Origin of the sequence: Catenuloplanes nepalensis (genome assembly GCF_030811575.1) — a bacterium.
GTDB lineage: Bacteria > Actinomycetota > Actinomycetes > Mycobacteriales > Micromonosporaceae > Catenuloplanes > Catenuloplanes nepalensis.
Genome location: NZ_JAUSRA010000001.1, coordinates 5312975 through 5327793 on the forward strand (window position 1 = coordinate 5312975; position 14819 = coordinate 5327793).

General features: G+C 75.4%; 10 protein-coding genes. 4 read left to right on the forward strand and 6 right to left on the reverse strand.

The window, feature by feature from the left end:
• Positions 1-48 precede the first annotated feature (48 nt).
• The 3 genes from J2S43_RS23045 to J2S43_RS23055 form a co-directional block, all read right to left on the reverse strand.
• Positions 49-363 (reverse strand): hypothetical protein, encoded by a 315-nt coding sequence (locus J2S43_RS23045; protein ID WP_306832482.1) that lies wholly within the window; start codon positions 361-363, stop codon positions 49-51.
• Positions 364-558: 195 nt separating this feature from the next.
• On the reverse strand, positions 559-1329 hold the full coding sequence (locus J2S43_RS23050) for a zf-HC2 domain-containing protein (RefSeq protein ID WP_306832484.1): 771 nt from the start codon (positions 1327-1329) through the stop codon (positions 559-561).
• A 77-nt stretch (positions 1330-1406) separates the two neighbouring features.
• The gene (locus tag J2S43_RS23055) at positions 1407-1991 is read right to left on the reverse strand and encodes a sigma-70 family RNA polymerase sigma factor (RefSeq protein ID WP_306832486.1); all 585 of its coding nucleotides are present in this window, start codon (positions 1989-1991) and stop codon (positions 1407-1409) included.
• A gap of 157 nt (positions 1992-2148) precedes the next feature.
• On the opposite strand from J2S43_RS23055, the gene J2S43_RS23060 reads away from it, so the two are divergent.
• Complete coding sequence (locus J2S43_RS23060) at positions 2149-3735, forward strand: ricin-type beta-trefoil lectin domain protein (RefSeq protein WP_306832488.1); 1587 nt, start codon at positions 2149-2151, stop codon at positions 3733-3735.
• Between the two features lie 71 nt (positions 3736-3806).
• On the opposite strand, the gene J2S43_RS23065 is transcribed toward J2S43_RS23060, so the two are convergent.
• Positions 3807-5429, reverse strand: a complete 1623-nt coding sequence (locus J2S43_RS23065; RefSeq protein ID WP_306832490.1) for a S8 family serine peptidase — start codon at positions 5427-5429, stop codon at positions 3807-3809.
• Between the two features lie 252 nt (positions 5430-5681).
• On the opposite strand from J2S43_RS23065, the gene J2S43_RS23070 reads away from it, so the two are divergent.
• On the forward strand, positions 5682-7631 hold the full coding sequence (locus J2S43_RS23070) for a hypothetical protein (RefSeq protein ID WP_306832492.1): 1950 nt from the start codon (positions 5682-5684) through the stop codon (positions 7629-7631).
• Here J2S43_RS23070 and J2S43_RS23075 read toward each other — a convergent pair.
• On the reverse strand, positions 7619-9877 hold the full coding sequence (locus J2S43_RS23075) for a ribosomal eL19 family protein (protein ID WP_306832493.1): 2259 nt from the start codon (positions 9875-9877) through the stop codon (positions 7619-7621). The genes J2S43_RS23070 and J2S43_RS23075 overlap by 13 nt on opposite strands.
• Before the next feature lie 447 nt (positions 9878-10324).
• On the opposite strand from J2S43_RS23075, the gene J2S43_RS23080 reads away from it, so the two are divergent.
• On the forward strand, positions 10325-11683 hold the full coding sequence (locus J2S43_RS23080) for a S8 family serine peptidase (protein ID WP_306832495.1): 1359 nt from the start codon (positions 10325-10327) through the stop codon (positions 11681-11683).
• Between the two features lie 20 nt (positions 11684-11703).
• Here J2S43_RS23080 and J2S43_RS23085 read toward each other — a convergent pair whose 3' ends face one another.
• A complete protein-coding gene (locus J2S43_RS23085) occupies positions 11704-14085 on the reverse strand; it encodes a hypothetical protein (protein ID WP_306832497.1) in 2382 nt (793 codons plus the stop codon).
• 378 nt (positions 14086-14463) lie between these two features.
• On the opposite strand from J2S43_RS23085, the gene J2S43_RS23090 reads away from it, so the two are divergent.
• Entirely contained in the window at positions 14464-14814 is a 351-nt protein-coding gene (locus J2S43_RS23090; RefSeq protein WP_306832498.1) for a YbaB/EbfC family nucleoid-associated protein, read from the forward strand.
• Positions 14815-14819 lie beyond the last annotated feature (5 nt).

Below are 14819 nucleotides of genomic sequence, written 5' to 3' on the forward strand. Positions count from 1 at the left end.
CCGTACAACTGCATGATATGGATGGATTTCTTGGTCCGAATCGGACGGTTACGGCGCGCAGGCCATCAGGCGCACCGCGATCCGCTCCAGGTCGGTGGTGCGCTCGGGAGCTTCACGGCCCAGCTGGCGCAGGCGGCGGATCCAGGCGGCGCGACCACCCGGCCCGCGGCAGGACTCGTGATCGCGGATCATCTCGGCCACCTCGGCCACACCGGCACCCCGGCGGCAGAGACCCAGAACGTCGAGCGCCGCCGGATCGGCACGGCCGGCGGACGCGGCGGCCGGTCCTCGCGCCCGGCGGATCCGCATTCTCGGCGCCGCGAGCCAGCGACCGTCCACACAGGTCGATCCCAGAGCGGTCACGTCACCCTCCCCTCCGGCACCGCCGGGCTGGCGATGCCGATGACGAGATGACGATGCGCGTAACGCTGTGGTTCACCTGGAATTCACGGAAATAGCCTTCGTCACATATTCTGGATCAGTTATGAGGCGCTGACTGATGTTCCGCTGCACTGCCCATAAAAGCCACAGAGCAGACAACCCATCGAAGGGTACGGATCAGCGCGGCGACGGCCCACCGGTCGGCACGTGGGCGACCACGATCGTCCGGCCGTCGACCACCTGCACCGAGAAGAACGCGATCTCCGCGATCGGCACCGTGAGCCGGCCGTCCACCTGCTGGGTGCCGGCCTCGCCGGTGAAGTCGCGGATGACGACGGAGCTGTTGTCCCGGGTCACCGCGTACAGCCGGTAGCGCTCGCCGGCCTCCAGACCGGTGATGGCGGCGCGCGCGGTCAGGCCCTCGACCGGTGTGTCCGTCACCGTGACGGAGAAGGTGACGCTGGCGCTGGTCGCCTCCGCGGTCGCGACCAGGTCGGCGTCGCCCGCACCGCCGTCGTCGCGCAGCACCGCGAACGAGACGCCGGAAACCGCCAGGATCAGCGCGGCCGCGACGCCGAGGAGCGCCCAGCGCCGGCGCCGGCGCGGCGCACGGCCGGGCCGGTTGTCGGCGGGACGGGCGGGCACCTCCGGGCGGGCCGGCCGGGAGCGGGGCACCGGCGCGGTCGCCACGACCGGCGCGGGCGGCTCGGGCTCCGGGATGGACGCGTCGTCGTTGCCGACCGAGGTCAGGAACTCGTGGATGTCGTCGTCGGTGAACTGGCCGAGGCCGCTGGTGGACGGGCCCAGGTCGAGCGCCTCCGCCAGGCAGCGGTCGCAGCCGGCCAGGTGCCGCTCGAAGTCGGCACGCTCGCCCTCGGGCAGCGCGCCGAGCAGGTAGAGCGCCAGATTGGCCCGCTCGGCCATGGCATCGTCGCGGTCGTCACCCATCTGCGCCAGCCCTCCCCTCCGAGCCTCCCGCCCCCGATCGGGGTGCCGGTCACCGGACCGGCCACTGAAACGGCGCGTCATTCCGGTTCCACCGACCCCACGGCGGCCCGCATCGATCGCACTGCGTAATAAGCCCGTGACTTAACTGTACCTTCCGGAATGCCCAGCCTGGCCGCCGCTTCGGCGGTCGACGAACCCCGGAAGTACACCTCGATCAGCACCGCGCGGTGCTCCGGGCTCAGCTGGGCCAGCGCCTGCCGGACGATGTGCCCGGAGACGAGACCGTCGACCGCGTCGCCCGGCTGCGGCAGCCGGGTGATGTCCGCCACCGCGACCTCCGGCGGGCGGGCCCGGCGGGCCCGGGCGGCGTCGATCGCGACATTCCGGGCGACCGTGTAGAGCCAGGGCGCGACGCGCTCGATCTCCTTGGGCAGCGTGTCCAGGTTGCGCCAGGCGCGCAGCATGGTCTCCTGCAGCAGGTCCTCCGCGAGGTCCTGGTCGCCCAGCGTGAGCCGCATCAGGAACCGGAGCACGGGAGCGGCGTGCGCCTCGTGGATCCGGCGCATGCGCTCCTCGGGAGTCCAGCTCGCTGAAGCGTCTTCAGCGGTCGACACGGCGTCGTCGTGCATCGCCGGCATCGAGGCCTCCAACGAATCTCTCACAGCGCGGCACCGGCGCACCGTCCGGCCATTCTGGTCACCAGGTCGCTCCCTCCGGCTCGCGAACAAATCTACGGTAGTTTGCGCCGATCGGTGAACCGAGCCGGGTTCGCTTTCGTCTTCACGCCGGAGTTGTGACGCTGACGAAGGGTACGGCGCCGTGCGAACCACCATGTTCCCCAATCTGAGTCGATGGCTCGGCGAGCTCGATGACCGGATCCGGGCGAGAGGCGGGTTACGCCGCGGCGTCGCCGGCATGATCGTGGCCGGCGTCGCGATCATCGTCGCGTCCGCCGCGACCATCGGCTTCGGCATCGCGAACGCCGCGAACGACGATCTCACCGGCCGGAGCGTGACGGACGAGCAGTTCTCCGCGATCGCCAGCGCGGCCAAGTCCTGCCCGATGCTGACCCCCGCCCGGCTCGCCGGCCAGATGATGGCGGAGTCCGGGATGAACGCGTCCGCGAGCGGCACCGCGTCCGGCGGTAAGGGGCTGGCCGGCCTCGACGACGAGGACTGGAAGAACTGGGCGCCCTGGCCGGAGGCGAAACGCGACGACACCGCCGCGGTCGTGCTGGCGCTCGCCCACCAGATGTGCGACCTGTCCGGCCAGGTGCGGATCGCCGGCGTGCAGGGCGACGAGTGGCGTCTGTCACTCGCCGCGTTCCGCTCCGGGCTGCCGGAGGTGACCAAGTCGAAGGGCGTGCCGGACCCGGCCGACGAGTACGTGTCCCGGTCCACCGCGTACGCGGCCTACTACGCGAAGCTGCCCCAGTTCGGCGGCAGCGACGTACAGGTGAACCCGAACGCGTCCGCGGCCGAGGTCAAGCCGCTGCCGGAGGAGTACGTCGCCCCGGTCAAGGCCGCGGGCGGCGTCTGCGGGGAGATCCCGCCGGCCGCGGTCGCCGCCGTGCTGATGGCGTCCTCCGAATTCAACTCGAACAAGCTCGGCGCGACCGGCGAGCAGGGCGTCGCCCAGTTCCGCGGCGACGTGTGGGCACGGTACGGCCCGGACGACGCGTCGGCCTGGGACCCGGCGAAGTCCATCCCGGCGGTCGGCGAGGCGCTGTGCGGGCTGACCACCGAGCTGAGCGGGCTGGAGGGCGACCCGTACATGCTGGCGCTCGCCGCGTACCGCACCGGGCCGGAGACGGTGCGCCAGGCCGCGGGCGCGCCGGACGCCGAGACCCAGGCGTTCATCGAGACCGTGCTCTCCTACACCGACTACTACAAGATGGACAGCCGGATCGCGGTCGCGCCGAAGCCGTCGGCCACCCCGTCCGCCTCGAAGTCGCCGAAGCCGGCCACCACCGGCAGCCCTTCGCCGCAGCGGACCAGCCCGGCACCGGCCCGTCCGTCGGAGAAGCCCAAACCGCCGGAGGGTACGACGTTCGTGCAGGTCAAGGGCGGCAACTGCCTGACGTCCGGCGACCCCGCCACCATCAAGCCGTGCGACACCATGGCGGCCGAGCAGCGGTGGGATATCGGCGCGGACGGCACCATCCGGTCCAACGGCACGTGCCTCGACGTGACCGATGCCAAGACCGAGAACGTCACGCCGGTACGGACCTGGAAGTGCAACGGCACGGACGCGCAGCGCTGGCGGATCGAGAACGGCACGGTCTACACCGCGCTGGCCGAGAACATGTGCCTGGACGTCGACGTCGAGGAGCCGGTGGCCGGCGCCCGCGTCGTCATCTGGTGGTGCGTCAACCACGGCAAGCAGTCCTGGACCCCGAAGAGCTGACCTGCCCGGTACGCCGAACGGCCCCCGCCCCTCGCGAGAGGGACGGGGGCCGTTCTCCGTGCGGGCCGGTGTCAGCGCAGGTCGTGCTCGGCCGGGTCGGCCGTGCCCTGCGCCCAGCGGCGCGCCCGCAGCAGGAGCAGCCCGATCGCGGCCAGCATGATCAGCACCACGATCACGATCGCGATCACCGCGCCGATGCCGATGCCGGGCTCCGGCACCGGCGGCAGCGCGACCGTCTCGCCGTCCACGACCGAGGTGACCGCGGCGGCCGGGTTGATCATCCCGGATCCGTACCGGCTGGCCTCGCCCTGCTCCGCGCCCACCTTGTCCGAGGTGGCCTCGATCCGGTTCTTCACCTGCGCGGCGGTCAGCTGCGGGTAGGCGGCCCGGACCAGCGCGGCCTGCCCGGCGACGAACGCCACCGCGTACTGCGGGCCGCTCGCCTTGATCGTGCCGCTGCCGTTGATGCCGAGGCTGGCCACGTCCACGCCGGGCGCCACCACGTCCACGTCCGCGCCCTGGAGATCGGCCGCGAACTTGCCGTCCGCGTCCACCGCGCCCACCGAGAGCAGCGCGCCCCGGGAGCCGGCCGGCGCCTCCGGCAGCGTGCCGGTGCCCGCCGCCACCACCACGATCACGTCCTGGCGCAGCGCCTCCGTGATCGCGGCGGAGACCGCCGGGTCGGAGAGGTCGACGTGCGCGCCGACCGCGATCACCTTCGCGCCCGCGGAGAGCGCCACCTCGATCGCGGTCGCCTCGTCGGCCGGGTCGGACTCGGCCTTCTCGTCGACCACCCGGATCGGCAGGATCGTCGCGTCCGGCGCGATGCCGCTCGGCGTGTCCGTCTGGTCCGAGTTACCGGCGATGATCGCGGCCATCGCGGTGCCGCTGCCGAGGCAGTCGGAGTCGCCCACGGCGTTGCCGGTGGCGATGTCCACGCCCGGCGCGACCCGGCCGCTGAGCTCCGGCAGGCTGGCGTCCACGCCGGAGTCGATGACGGCCACCATGACGCCGTTGCCGCGGGTCCGCTCCCACGCCTTGTCCGGCACCAGCTTCTGCTGCGCCCAGGTCGAGGTCGGCTCGGAGGAGGCGTCGCTGCCGCACGGGCCGGCCGGTCTGCCCGGGGACGGCTTGGGCGACGACGATCCGCTCGGCCGCGGGGTGCTCGACGCGGACGGCCGGGCCGTCGGCGTCGAGACCGGCGGGTTCGGGGCCGGCGGGTTCGCGGCCGGTGGGTTGGGCGCGGCCGGGGACTGCGTCCGGGACGGCCGCGGCGCGGGCGAGGCCGTGGTGCGCTGCGGCGCGGGCGAGCTCGGGGTGGCCTGCGCCCGGGCGCCGGCCGGGCTGGGCGTGCCCTTGGACGGCAGCAGCCCGTACTGCACGCCGTTGCCGACCGCGTCCCACGGCAGCACCAGGGACCAGCCCTTGTTCAGTTTCGCCGGGTCGGCCAGGCCGGTGCCGTCCGGCTGCACCCGGCCCGCGTTGAGGTTGTAGATCTCGGCCGATCGCGACCCGCGGCCGAGGAACTTCACCGCGACCTCGGTGAGGTTCTCCGAGGTTCCGGTGACTGTGTAGTACTTCACGTAACCCTGCGTCACCGGGGCTGCGGGCGCACCCGCCACCATGGTCAGCTGAACCACTCCGAAGGCCAGAATCAGCCCGACGAGCAGCCGATACAGTCGTTGACGTGTCATCGGCACCGGCACTCTCCCTCTTCTCGCGCGGCACGCCCGATTGAGCGCCGCCCGGATTACGGATCGACGGTCGCGCCAGTTCAATGCGATTCGTACTTCTCACCGAAGTCCGGCCGATCGGAAACGAGATCGCCGCTTCCGGTTCAGGATCCGGACTCGCATATAGTCCGGTCTGGTGACAGACTGTCGTCCGGATCGGAGCGCGGACGTGACCTGCGGGCGGTGAGGGGAATGTACGCGGCGCGACCGGCGGTGGATCGGTACCGACAGGTCACCGGCCTCCACGACGTCCCGCTGATCAGGCCGGCCGCCGGTGGACTCGCCACTCCCGGCACGCCGGAAACGCCGCTGACCGGGCGCAGCCTCGCCGACCTGGTCCGCCGGTCCAGCGGGCCCACCGACGACGTGCGCATGCTCACCGACGACGGCACCGCCCACGACGCACTGTTCCGCGAGGTCGCCGGGCTGCTCGGCCGGGACGTGCTGACCACGCCGGACGGCGCCCGCCTGGACCGTGTCCGCCTGGACCGCCTGCCCGGCGACGACGAGGCGCCGGACGCGATCGCGATCGACCGGGCCACCGGCGAGCCGGTCGAGTGGACGGTCATCCAGCCGCCGGATCTGGCGACGCCGCTGCCCGGCTGGTTCGACGTCGCCGGCGGCGTGGTCCGGCCGCGCGCCGGTGTGGTGGCCCTGGCGCTGCCGGACGGCGTCGCGCTCGCCACCCGCGCCGACTTCGTGACCCGGCGGGCCGCCGCCCACCGGCTGCGCGACGGCCACCCCCGGCTGGCCACGGTGGCGGTCACGGTCCGGTCCGGCGGTTTCGTGGTCGGCGACTACCGGGGCACCCAGCGCGTGCACGCCGGGCGGCGACTCGCGTCCGTGCTCGGCGACCTGCCGCTCTACGGCTGCGACCTGCGGCTCTGGCTGACCTGGCCGGCCGAGGCCGCCGACCGCGACCACCTGCTGCGCAACGTGGCCGACCTGGCCGAGACGACCGGCGCGACCGTGTGGACGCCACCGGCCGGCGGCGCGGTCGAGCTCTCCGGCGACCGGCACGACCTGCGCGCGATCGAGCCCACCGGCGAGCCCGGCCTCTGGCAGCCGCACCGGCCGGCCCGAACCTCAGGCGAGGCCGCGTTCCGCTCCGGGCCGGACGGCCGGCTGGTGCCGGCCACCGCGCCGGTCACGGTCCGATCCGTCCCGGCGCCGGCCACGGTCCGATCCGCCCCGGCGCCTGCCACGGTCCGATCCGGGCCGGCGCCGGCCATGCCGCCCGCCGCGGTTACGGTCGCCGCGGCCGTTCCGGTGGCTCCGGTGGGACCGCCGGCCATCCTCTTCGCGTCCGCGCCGCCGGAGACCCAGGAGGAGCCGGTCGGCACGCCGTCGGTGGGCGTCCCCTGGATGCGCGGGCGGGCGCAGGTCACCACGGAGCCGTTCGAGGCGTTCGTGACGTCGGCGGACGACCCGCACCACGTGGCCACGGCCGGGCTGCGCACGCCCGACCTGTTCGTGCCCGGCCACCTCGACCCGCACGCGATCCGCGCGGACCGGCAGGCCCGGTGGCTGCTGCGAGTGCGGGTCGAACCGGGCGGCGCGGTGCTCGCCAGCTCGATCGGCGCGCCCGTGCCGAGCCGCTTCCAGCACCTGCTCAGCCAGCAGGTCTACCTCATCCCGGCCGGCCGGCTCGGCCGTGCCCGGCTGGTCACGGGTTACGCGCTGACGGCCGGTGGCGACGCGATCGGCACCGGCACGCCCGGCGGCGCGCCGCTGCGGATCGCCTCCGCGGGCGCGCTGCACGGCGTGCCCGGCCTGCCGGACGACGCGCCCCGCTGGCCCGGCCCCCGCACCGCGTACGCGCTGCTCCCCGTGCACGCCCGAACGCTGCCGACCGGCTGGATGCGGCTGCTGCGCCGAGCACCGGCGGTCACTCCCGGGCGGCTGCTGATGGAGGTGCTGGTGCCGGAGGGTCGCGCGATCGACGTACCGGCCGCCGCGGAACTGCTCGGCCGGCTGCCGTCCGTGCACTCCCGCGCGGTGCGGTTGCACCGGGCCGGGATCGACCTGGTGGTACCGCCGCGCCACTACGAGCGGATCACGGTGCTGCGCGTGTTCGAGCCGGCCGGCTCGCGCTGGCGACGCCGCCGCGACGCGACGCAGGGCCCGGTCGCCGACGTGCTCCGGCACGCTCAGGCCAGCTGAATCGACCAGCGCCCGCCCGGCACCTCCCCCATGATCACCGGTACCGCGTGGCCGTCGGTCGCACCGGCCAGGTGCCGTGCCTCGGGCGGCGCGTCCGTGCTCAGCACCACGAACGTCGACTCCAGCACCCGGCCGGGCGCGGGCGGCGCGGGGAACCGGCTGAGCCGGCGAGCACCGGGCACCGGCACGCCGCCCATCGCGTCCCGGACCACGGCCACGCCCACACCGACCTCGTCCAGGCCGCTGATCAGCACCGCCGCCATCCGGCGGGCGTCGTCCACCGGGCCGACGATCGTCAGGACATCGGGGGTACGGGCCAGGTCCACGTGCAGTCGCCACGGCCCCCGGCGCCCGACCACCACCGGCACCGTGGCCGGGGGCGGCTCCTCGCCGTCGGCCAGCCAGGCATAGGCCGGGACGGCGCCGGACGCGACGCCGAACAGCCGCACCCGGACCGGGCCGAGCCCGGTCTCCAGCGTCTCCACGACCTCCGGGCTCTCCTCGCCGGGACCGGGCAGCACCGGCCGTGCCGCCGCATCGGCCGGGGCGGGCGCACCGGCCGGGGCGGGCGCACCGGCCTGCCAGGCAACCGGCACAGCCGGAGCAGGCATACCCGCCTCCCAAGCAGCCGGCACAGCCGAAGCAGGCACACCCGCCTCCCAAGCAGCCGGCACAGCCGGGCCCGGTCCCGCCGCAGCCAGGGGCGGTTCGGCGGCCGGGGAGGACGCGCCGGCCTGCCAGGCGGGCGGTGCTCCCGGGGCCGGTTTCGCCGCAGCCAGGGGCGGTTCGGCGGCCGGCTCAACGGCCGGGGCGGGCGCACCGGCCTGCCAGGCGGGCGGTGCGGGCGGCTCCGGGGCCCCGGCGGAGCCCACGGCCGGGTCGGGGGGCAGGCCCAGGGCCGCGACCTCGGTGGGCCGGGACAGCGGGCGGTCGCCCGCGCTGATGCCGATGATCAGGCCGCTGCCGCCGAGCCGGACCGGGGTGCCACCGGCCGCGCCCGGCACGTCGACGTGCGGAATGCCCGGGGCCGGATGCTGGGACTCGCGGTCGCGACCGGGTTCCTCGGCGGGCGCCGGACGCTGTGGATCGGGGCCGCCCAGGTTCCCGGCCGGACGCTCCGGCTCGCCCGGCGACGTCATCGCACGGTCGCGGACGGGGTCGGTGAGCGACTTGACCGGGGCCTCGGGGCCCCGATCCGGATCTCCGAGCGACTTCACCGGCGCCTCACGATCCGGCGAAGAGTCGCTGAGCGACTTCACCGGCGCCTCTCGGTCCCATATGGGGTCGCCCAGCGACTTCACCGGCGCCTCACGATCCTGAACCGGATCGCCCAACGACCTCACCGGAACCTCACGATCCGCCGCAGGATCGGTAAACGACTTCACCGGCACCTCGCGATCCGGCGCAGGATCGGTAAACGACTTCACCGGCACCTCGCGATCCCGAACCGGATCGCCCAACGACCTCACCGGAACCTCACGATCCGGCGCAGAGTCGGTAAACGACTTCACCGGGGCCTCGCGGTCGCGAACCGGATCGCTCAGCGACCTCACCGGGGCCTCGCGGTCCCGGGCGGGATCGCTGAACGGTGCGTGCGGGTCGGGGGCGGACCAGGAGCGGGCCGCGCCGTGGCTGCCCGGCTGGCGGGGTGGTGTCGTGCGGTCCCGGGGCGTGCCGGCGGATGTCGCCTGTTCGCCGGCCGGCCGGCCGGGGCGTGTGACCGGGGCCTCGCGCTCCGGGGCCACCGAGGCCGGCAGCGCGGCGGAGGACCAGTTCGGCGGGTCCGTCCAGGTCTGCGGGCGCGCGTCCTCCTGCGGGTGCGGTGCGTCGATCCAGGTGCCGGTCTGCGCGGCCGCCCACCGCGACCGCGGGGCCACCGGCTGCCCGTCCCGGCGAACGGCCGGCGTCTCCGGTGCCACCGGACGCGGATCAGCCGGGTCCGCCCAGGCCATCCTGGCCTCGGGGGGCGCGGCGGCGAACTCCGCCGGTGCCGCCGGCGCGAACGTCGGCGAGGCGCCCGTAACCGGGGCGGTGGGGGGCATCGACACCGGGACCGTCGGATCGTCGATGTCCGCGGCGGTGGAACCGGCCGACCGGCCACGCCGCCGCGGGCGCGCGCGGTCACGCCCGGCGGAGCCGCCGCGACGGGACCGGTTCCGGCCGCCGCGGACGATCTCGAGTGCGAGCATGAGCAGCACCGCGGCGAGGAGCAGCGCACTCAGTCGTACCCATGTGATGTCGCTCATTCCGCCTCCGGACGGCACGGCCGGCTCCGGCGCTCCGCCGGGCCGTCGACCGATTCACCCACGATGTAGTAATTTGCGATGTCGCGCCACGAACGGGTCACCGACGGCGAGGACGAGCGGGAAGCCGGCCGGCACCGCCGTACCTCCCCATCGGGTCGTGGGCACAGTCTCCCTGATGTCCGGCCCGGAACCCCGCTCGGGTCGGACGACTCGTTCCGCACATGGCTCCGGCTGCCGCCGGCGACCCCGCCCCTCGACCGAAGTGAACACCGCCCGGCTGCAGCCGGCGACCCCCGCCCCTCGACCGGAGTAAGCACCGCCCGGCTACCGCTGCTCCTCGACCGAAGTAAACGCCACCCGGCTACCCCGCCCCTTAATTGGAGTAAACGCCAGACTTACCGTGTCCGGGAGCGCTCCCGCCGGCGCGGCGCCGAACAGGAGGTTGTCGTGGCTCACCGCTCGGCCCGTCGCCGGACGGCCGTGTTCCTGCTGCTCCTGTCGCTACTGCTCGCGCCCGCGCCCGCGGGGGCGGCGGCCCCGGAGTACCGGAAGTACCACGTGGTGACCATCACCGCCGACGGCGACCCGGAGACGCTGGCGGAGATCGCCGCCGCCGTGCTCGGCGACTCGGCCCGGATGCCGGAGCTGGTCGCGCTCAACAGCGGCCGGCCGCAGGCGGACGGCGACGCGATGAGCGACCCGGCCCGGTTGCGTACCGGCTGGATCATCGTGCTGCCCTGGGACGCGGCCGGGCCCGGCGTCGAGCACGGCGTGCTGCCCGAGCCCGACCGCCGGCCCGGCACGTCCCCCGAGGCATGCCCGGAGCGCGGTCCGGACCCGGCCGCACCGGACGGTCTGCCCTGGGCCCAGCTGCGGTTCGACCTGCCCGGGGCGTGGACGCGGGGGCGCGGCGGCGGCAGCACCGTCGCGGTCGTCGACACCGGCGTGGACGTGACCGCACCGGCGCTGGCCGGGCGCGTCCGCGGCGGCGAGAGCAGCGGCAACGGCGGTGCGCCCACGGTGGACTGCACCGGCCACGGCACCGCGATCGCCGGCATCGTGGCGGCCCGCGCCGAGCGCGCGGACGAATTCAGCGGGATGGCGCCGGAGGCGGTGATCCTGCCGGTGCGGGTGCCGGTCGCGGCGGACGGCGGGGCGGACCCGCGGGACGCGGCGGACGCGATCCGGCTCGCGGCCTCGGCCGGGGCGGGCGTGATGGTGCTGACCGTGCCGGTCGACACCGCGGCCGGCGAGGTCGGCACCGCGATCGACGAGGCCGTCGCGGACGGTGTGGCCGTGGTGGTGCCCGCCGGTGACCGGCCGGCACCGCAGGCCCGGCCGGGTCTGTTGCGCGTCGGCGGGGTGGGGGCCGACGGCACACCGGCGGAGGCGTACCCGGCCGGCGCCGTCGATGTGGTCGCGCCCGGCATCGGCGTGACCACCATCGGCACCGCGAACCGGCCCGCGTTGCAGGGGTCCGGCTCCGACTACGCCGCGGCGTTCGCGGCCGGCCTGCTGGCGCTGGTCCGGGCCGCCGCACCGGCGCTGTCCGCGGCCGAGGCCACGCAGGTCCTGCTGGACACCGCGGACGGCGCCACCGGCACGCCCGATCCGGTCACCGGGCGCGGCTTCGTCGACCCGGCCGCGGCGGTGCACGCCGCCACCGTCGCGCAACCGGCGCCGCCGGCCGGCCCGCCCACCGGCGGCGCCTCCGCGCTCGGGCCGGTCGCGCTGGCCGTGGCCGGCGTGGCGCTGCTGGTGGTCGTCGCGCAGGTACCGCTCCGGCTGGCCCGCCGCCGGCGCTGACACCGACGCCGCCCGCACGGTCAGTGGACGCGGATCGTCCACTGTGCGGACTGTCCGGAGCCGAGCAGGATCGGAACGATTCGGCCCGCGGTCGCGGACGCCAGGGAGCGGGCCGTGGCCGGTGCGTCCGCGCCCGCGCAGAAGACCACGCGCGGGGCCGGCAGCGGAGCGCCCGGCGCGGGCAGTTCCGGCAGCTGATCGAGGATCACCAGGCCCGGAACGGACTCCTCGCCCAGCACCCGGCCGACCGCGAAGACGCCCACACCGGCGGTGTGCAGCCGCCGGGCGAACACCGCGGCCTGCCGCCGGACCGCATCGGCGGCGCCGACCAGAGCCAGGCAATCGGGGGTACGGGTGAGGTCCGCGTGCAGCCACCAGTCGTTGCGACGGCCGATCACCAGCGGCATGACGCCCTTCAGCGGCGTGTCGTCCTCGGCCAGCCAGGCGTAGGCCGGTGTGTCCCGGCCGGTGGACACGCCGGTGAGGTGCACACCGGCCGGTCCCTCGTCCGCCAGCACGGTCTCCCGCAGCACCGGGCCGGGATCGCCGGGGCCGGGCAGCGGCGGCTTCGGGCCGGTCGGCCTGCGCCCGCCGGACGACGGGCGTGCGGGCGCCGCCGGCGTCTCCGCCCGGGTCGACACGGCCGTGATCTGCTCCTCGACCCGAGGTGCGGTCCGCACCGGCGCGGCGACCGGCTCGCCGGGCAGCTGCACGTCGACCATGGAGCGGCCGCCCGGGCCGGTGACCGGCGCCGCGGTGGAGGCGGCGGCGAACGCGGGGGTCCGCCACGGCTCGGTCGCCGGTTCCGGTGCCGCGGCGGGCGGCGTCTCCGCATCGGCTCGCGCGGCCGAGGCCCGCAGGGACGAGAGGGCCGGCCGTTCGGCGGCCGGTGCCGCGGGCCGGGCGGGCGCGCCCGGAACGGCCGGAGCGTCCGCACCGGAGGAGGCAGGCCGGGACGAGGCCGGCTCCTCGGCACGCGACCCCGAGGCGGCAGACCACGCGGAGGCGGACTCGGCCGGACGCGATCCGGACGCACCCGCACCGGAAGCAGCGGACCACGGCGACGCCGCATCCACGGAATCCACAGCACGCGAACCCGACACACCCGAACCCGAAGCAGCCGACCACGGCGACATCGCATCCACGGAATCCGCTGGGCGCGAAGGCGGTGCCGAGGCAGCCGGAGCGGAAGCAGCCGGAGCGGCCGGAGCAGGAGCGGTGGGGCGCGAGGGTGGGGCCGGGGTCGGTGCGGGGGCGCCGGACCACGCGGGGGCCGGCTCCGAGGGGCGGGCCGGGGCGGGGGCGCTGGACGTGGCCGACCACGCGGGAGCGGGGGCCGGGCCGGGGCGCGAGGGCGGAGTGGGCGCCGCCGGAGCGGCGGGTGCCGGGTTCGCGGGCTGCGGCGGTGTCGCCGGTGCGGCGGCGGCCGGCCAGGAGAGGCCGGATCCCTGGGCAGGGGCCGGCCGGGCGGGTGGCTGTTCCGGGTTGGGGCGGGGCTGCTCGACGGTGGGCAGCTCGTCCTCGCCGTCCGAGGTGGAGTCGTCCCGGGGCGGGAGCGGCAGCCGTACCCGCTGGGTGGGGTCTTGGTCGTCGGCGGGCCGGGGCGCGCCCTCCGGGACGAAACCGGTGCCGCGCGCGCCGGACCGGGGGTTCGCGGACGCCCGGGTGGGGGCGTCCGCGTCCGCGCCCGGCGGTCCCCAGACCTCACGTTGGTCCGCTGCGGCGGGCGGGCGGCCCTCGGCGGCGGACGCGACCAGGTCCAGGCCGGAGTCGGGCACCGGCGCGTCCGGCGCCTCCGATGCGCGCGGCGGCGCGGTGGCGCCGGGTGGGCCGGTCGGCCCGGGTGGCAGCGGCGGGTCGGCGCCGGGAGCGAGCCGTGGCCGCCGGGCCGTGGCTGCCGCGGCGGCGCGCGCGCCACTGTGCATGATATTGATCATGGCGGCGACCAGCATCAGCATCAGCACGAAGCCGACGAACCAGAGGATGGCCGCGCTGGTCGCGGCCGTGGACTCGGGCGCGGCGGCCTGCGGTGGCGGACTGGCGGCCCGGGACGACGCGGCGACCGGCGCGATCGCGGGCAGCGGGCCGTCCTTGACGCCCTCACCGGCCGCGTCCTTGGGCAGCACCAGGATCCAGCCGGGCTTGAGCTCGCCGCCGCTGTCGAGCGCGCCGCCGTCCGGCTGGGTGCGGCCGAGGTTCAGTTCGACGATCTCCCGGTAGCGGTTGCCGTCGCCGAGCGTCTTCATCGCGATCGCGTACAGGTACTCGCGCTGGCCGTTCACCGGGGCGGCGACCACGTAGTACTTGCCGGTCGCCGCCGGAACGGCCTGCGCCGGGGCCACGGCGAACGCGCACACCGTACCGATCAGCACCGCGATCGCGAGAGCGAGCCGAGCCCTCATGTCCAACCTCCCGGGATCCGCCACCGGCCGCCCGGGGCCCGCCCGGTCCCGTATCGGTTCCGTGACAGCCCGGAGGCGGAGCCGGTTCATGCCGTTCCCGCACGCGGGATCGGCTCCGGGGCCGTCGCACCGGGGGGTGTCACGGAACCGAGGGACGGTCCGGGCGGGGGTCTCGGGCGGTAACCGCCTGTGCCGGGTCGCCGCGGGCGGCGGGACGGCGCAGGCCGGTGGTCGGCCCAGTCAAGCAGGGCTAGCCCGACGCCGTCACCGCCCTTGTTCGGGTGTCCCCGTCGCCGGCGGTCTGAACCAGCACCGGCGCGGACCCGTAGAAGGGCCGAGCCGGTGACGATCCGGCACCGCAACGACAGGAGTCGCAGCATGCAGCCGTTCAACCTGGAGCAGTTCGCCGCTCAGGCCCGTGCGATGCAGGACCATGTCGCGCAGATGCAGTCGCGCCTGGAGTCCGCGTCGGTGACCGAGGACGCCGGGGACGGCCTCGTTCGCATCTCGCTCGGCGCGCACGGCCGGGTGCAGGCCGTCTCGATCGACCCGAGCCTGCTGGACCCGTCGAAGCGCGACCTGGTGGAGAGCCTGCTGGCCGAGGCGTTCACCAAGGCCACCCTCTCGATGAACCAGCTGGCCGAGGAGCACATGCGCCCGGTCTCCGACACCATCGGTCACCTCACCGGCCTGAGCAACGTGGGCCTGAACAAGATGCGCAAGATGTGAGCCGT

Coding starts and splice junctions, on each gene's coding strand:
- J2S43_RS23075 (WP_306832493.1), bottom strand. CDS start 9,877: ATGAGCGACATCACATGGGTACGACTGAGTGCGCTGCTCCTCGCCGCG.
- J2S43_RS23085 (WP_306832497.1), bottom strand. CDS start 14,085: ATGAGGGCTCGGCTCGCTCTCGCGATCGCGGTGCTGATCGGTACGGTG.
- J2S43_RS23090 (WP_306832498.1), top strand. CDS start 14,464: ATGCAGCCGTTCAACCTGGAGCAGTTCGCCGCTCAGGCCCGTGCGATG.
- J2S43_RS23065 (WP_306832490.1), bottom strand. CDS start 5,429: ATGACACGTCAACGACTGTATCGGCTGCTCGTCGGGCTGATTCTGGCC.
- J2S43_RS23050 (WP_306832484.1), bottom strand. CDS start 1,329: ATGGGTGACGACCGCGACGATGCCATGGCCGAGCGGGCCAATCTGGCG.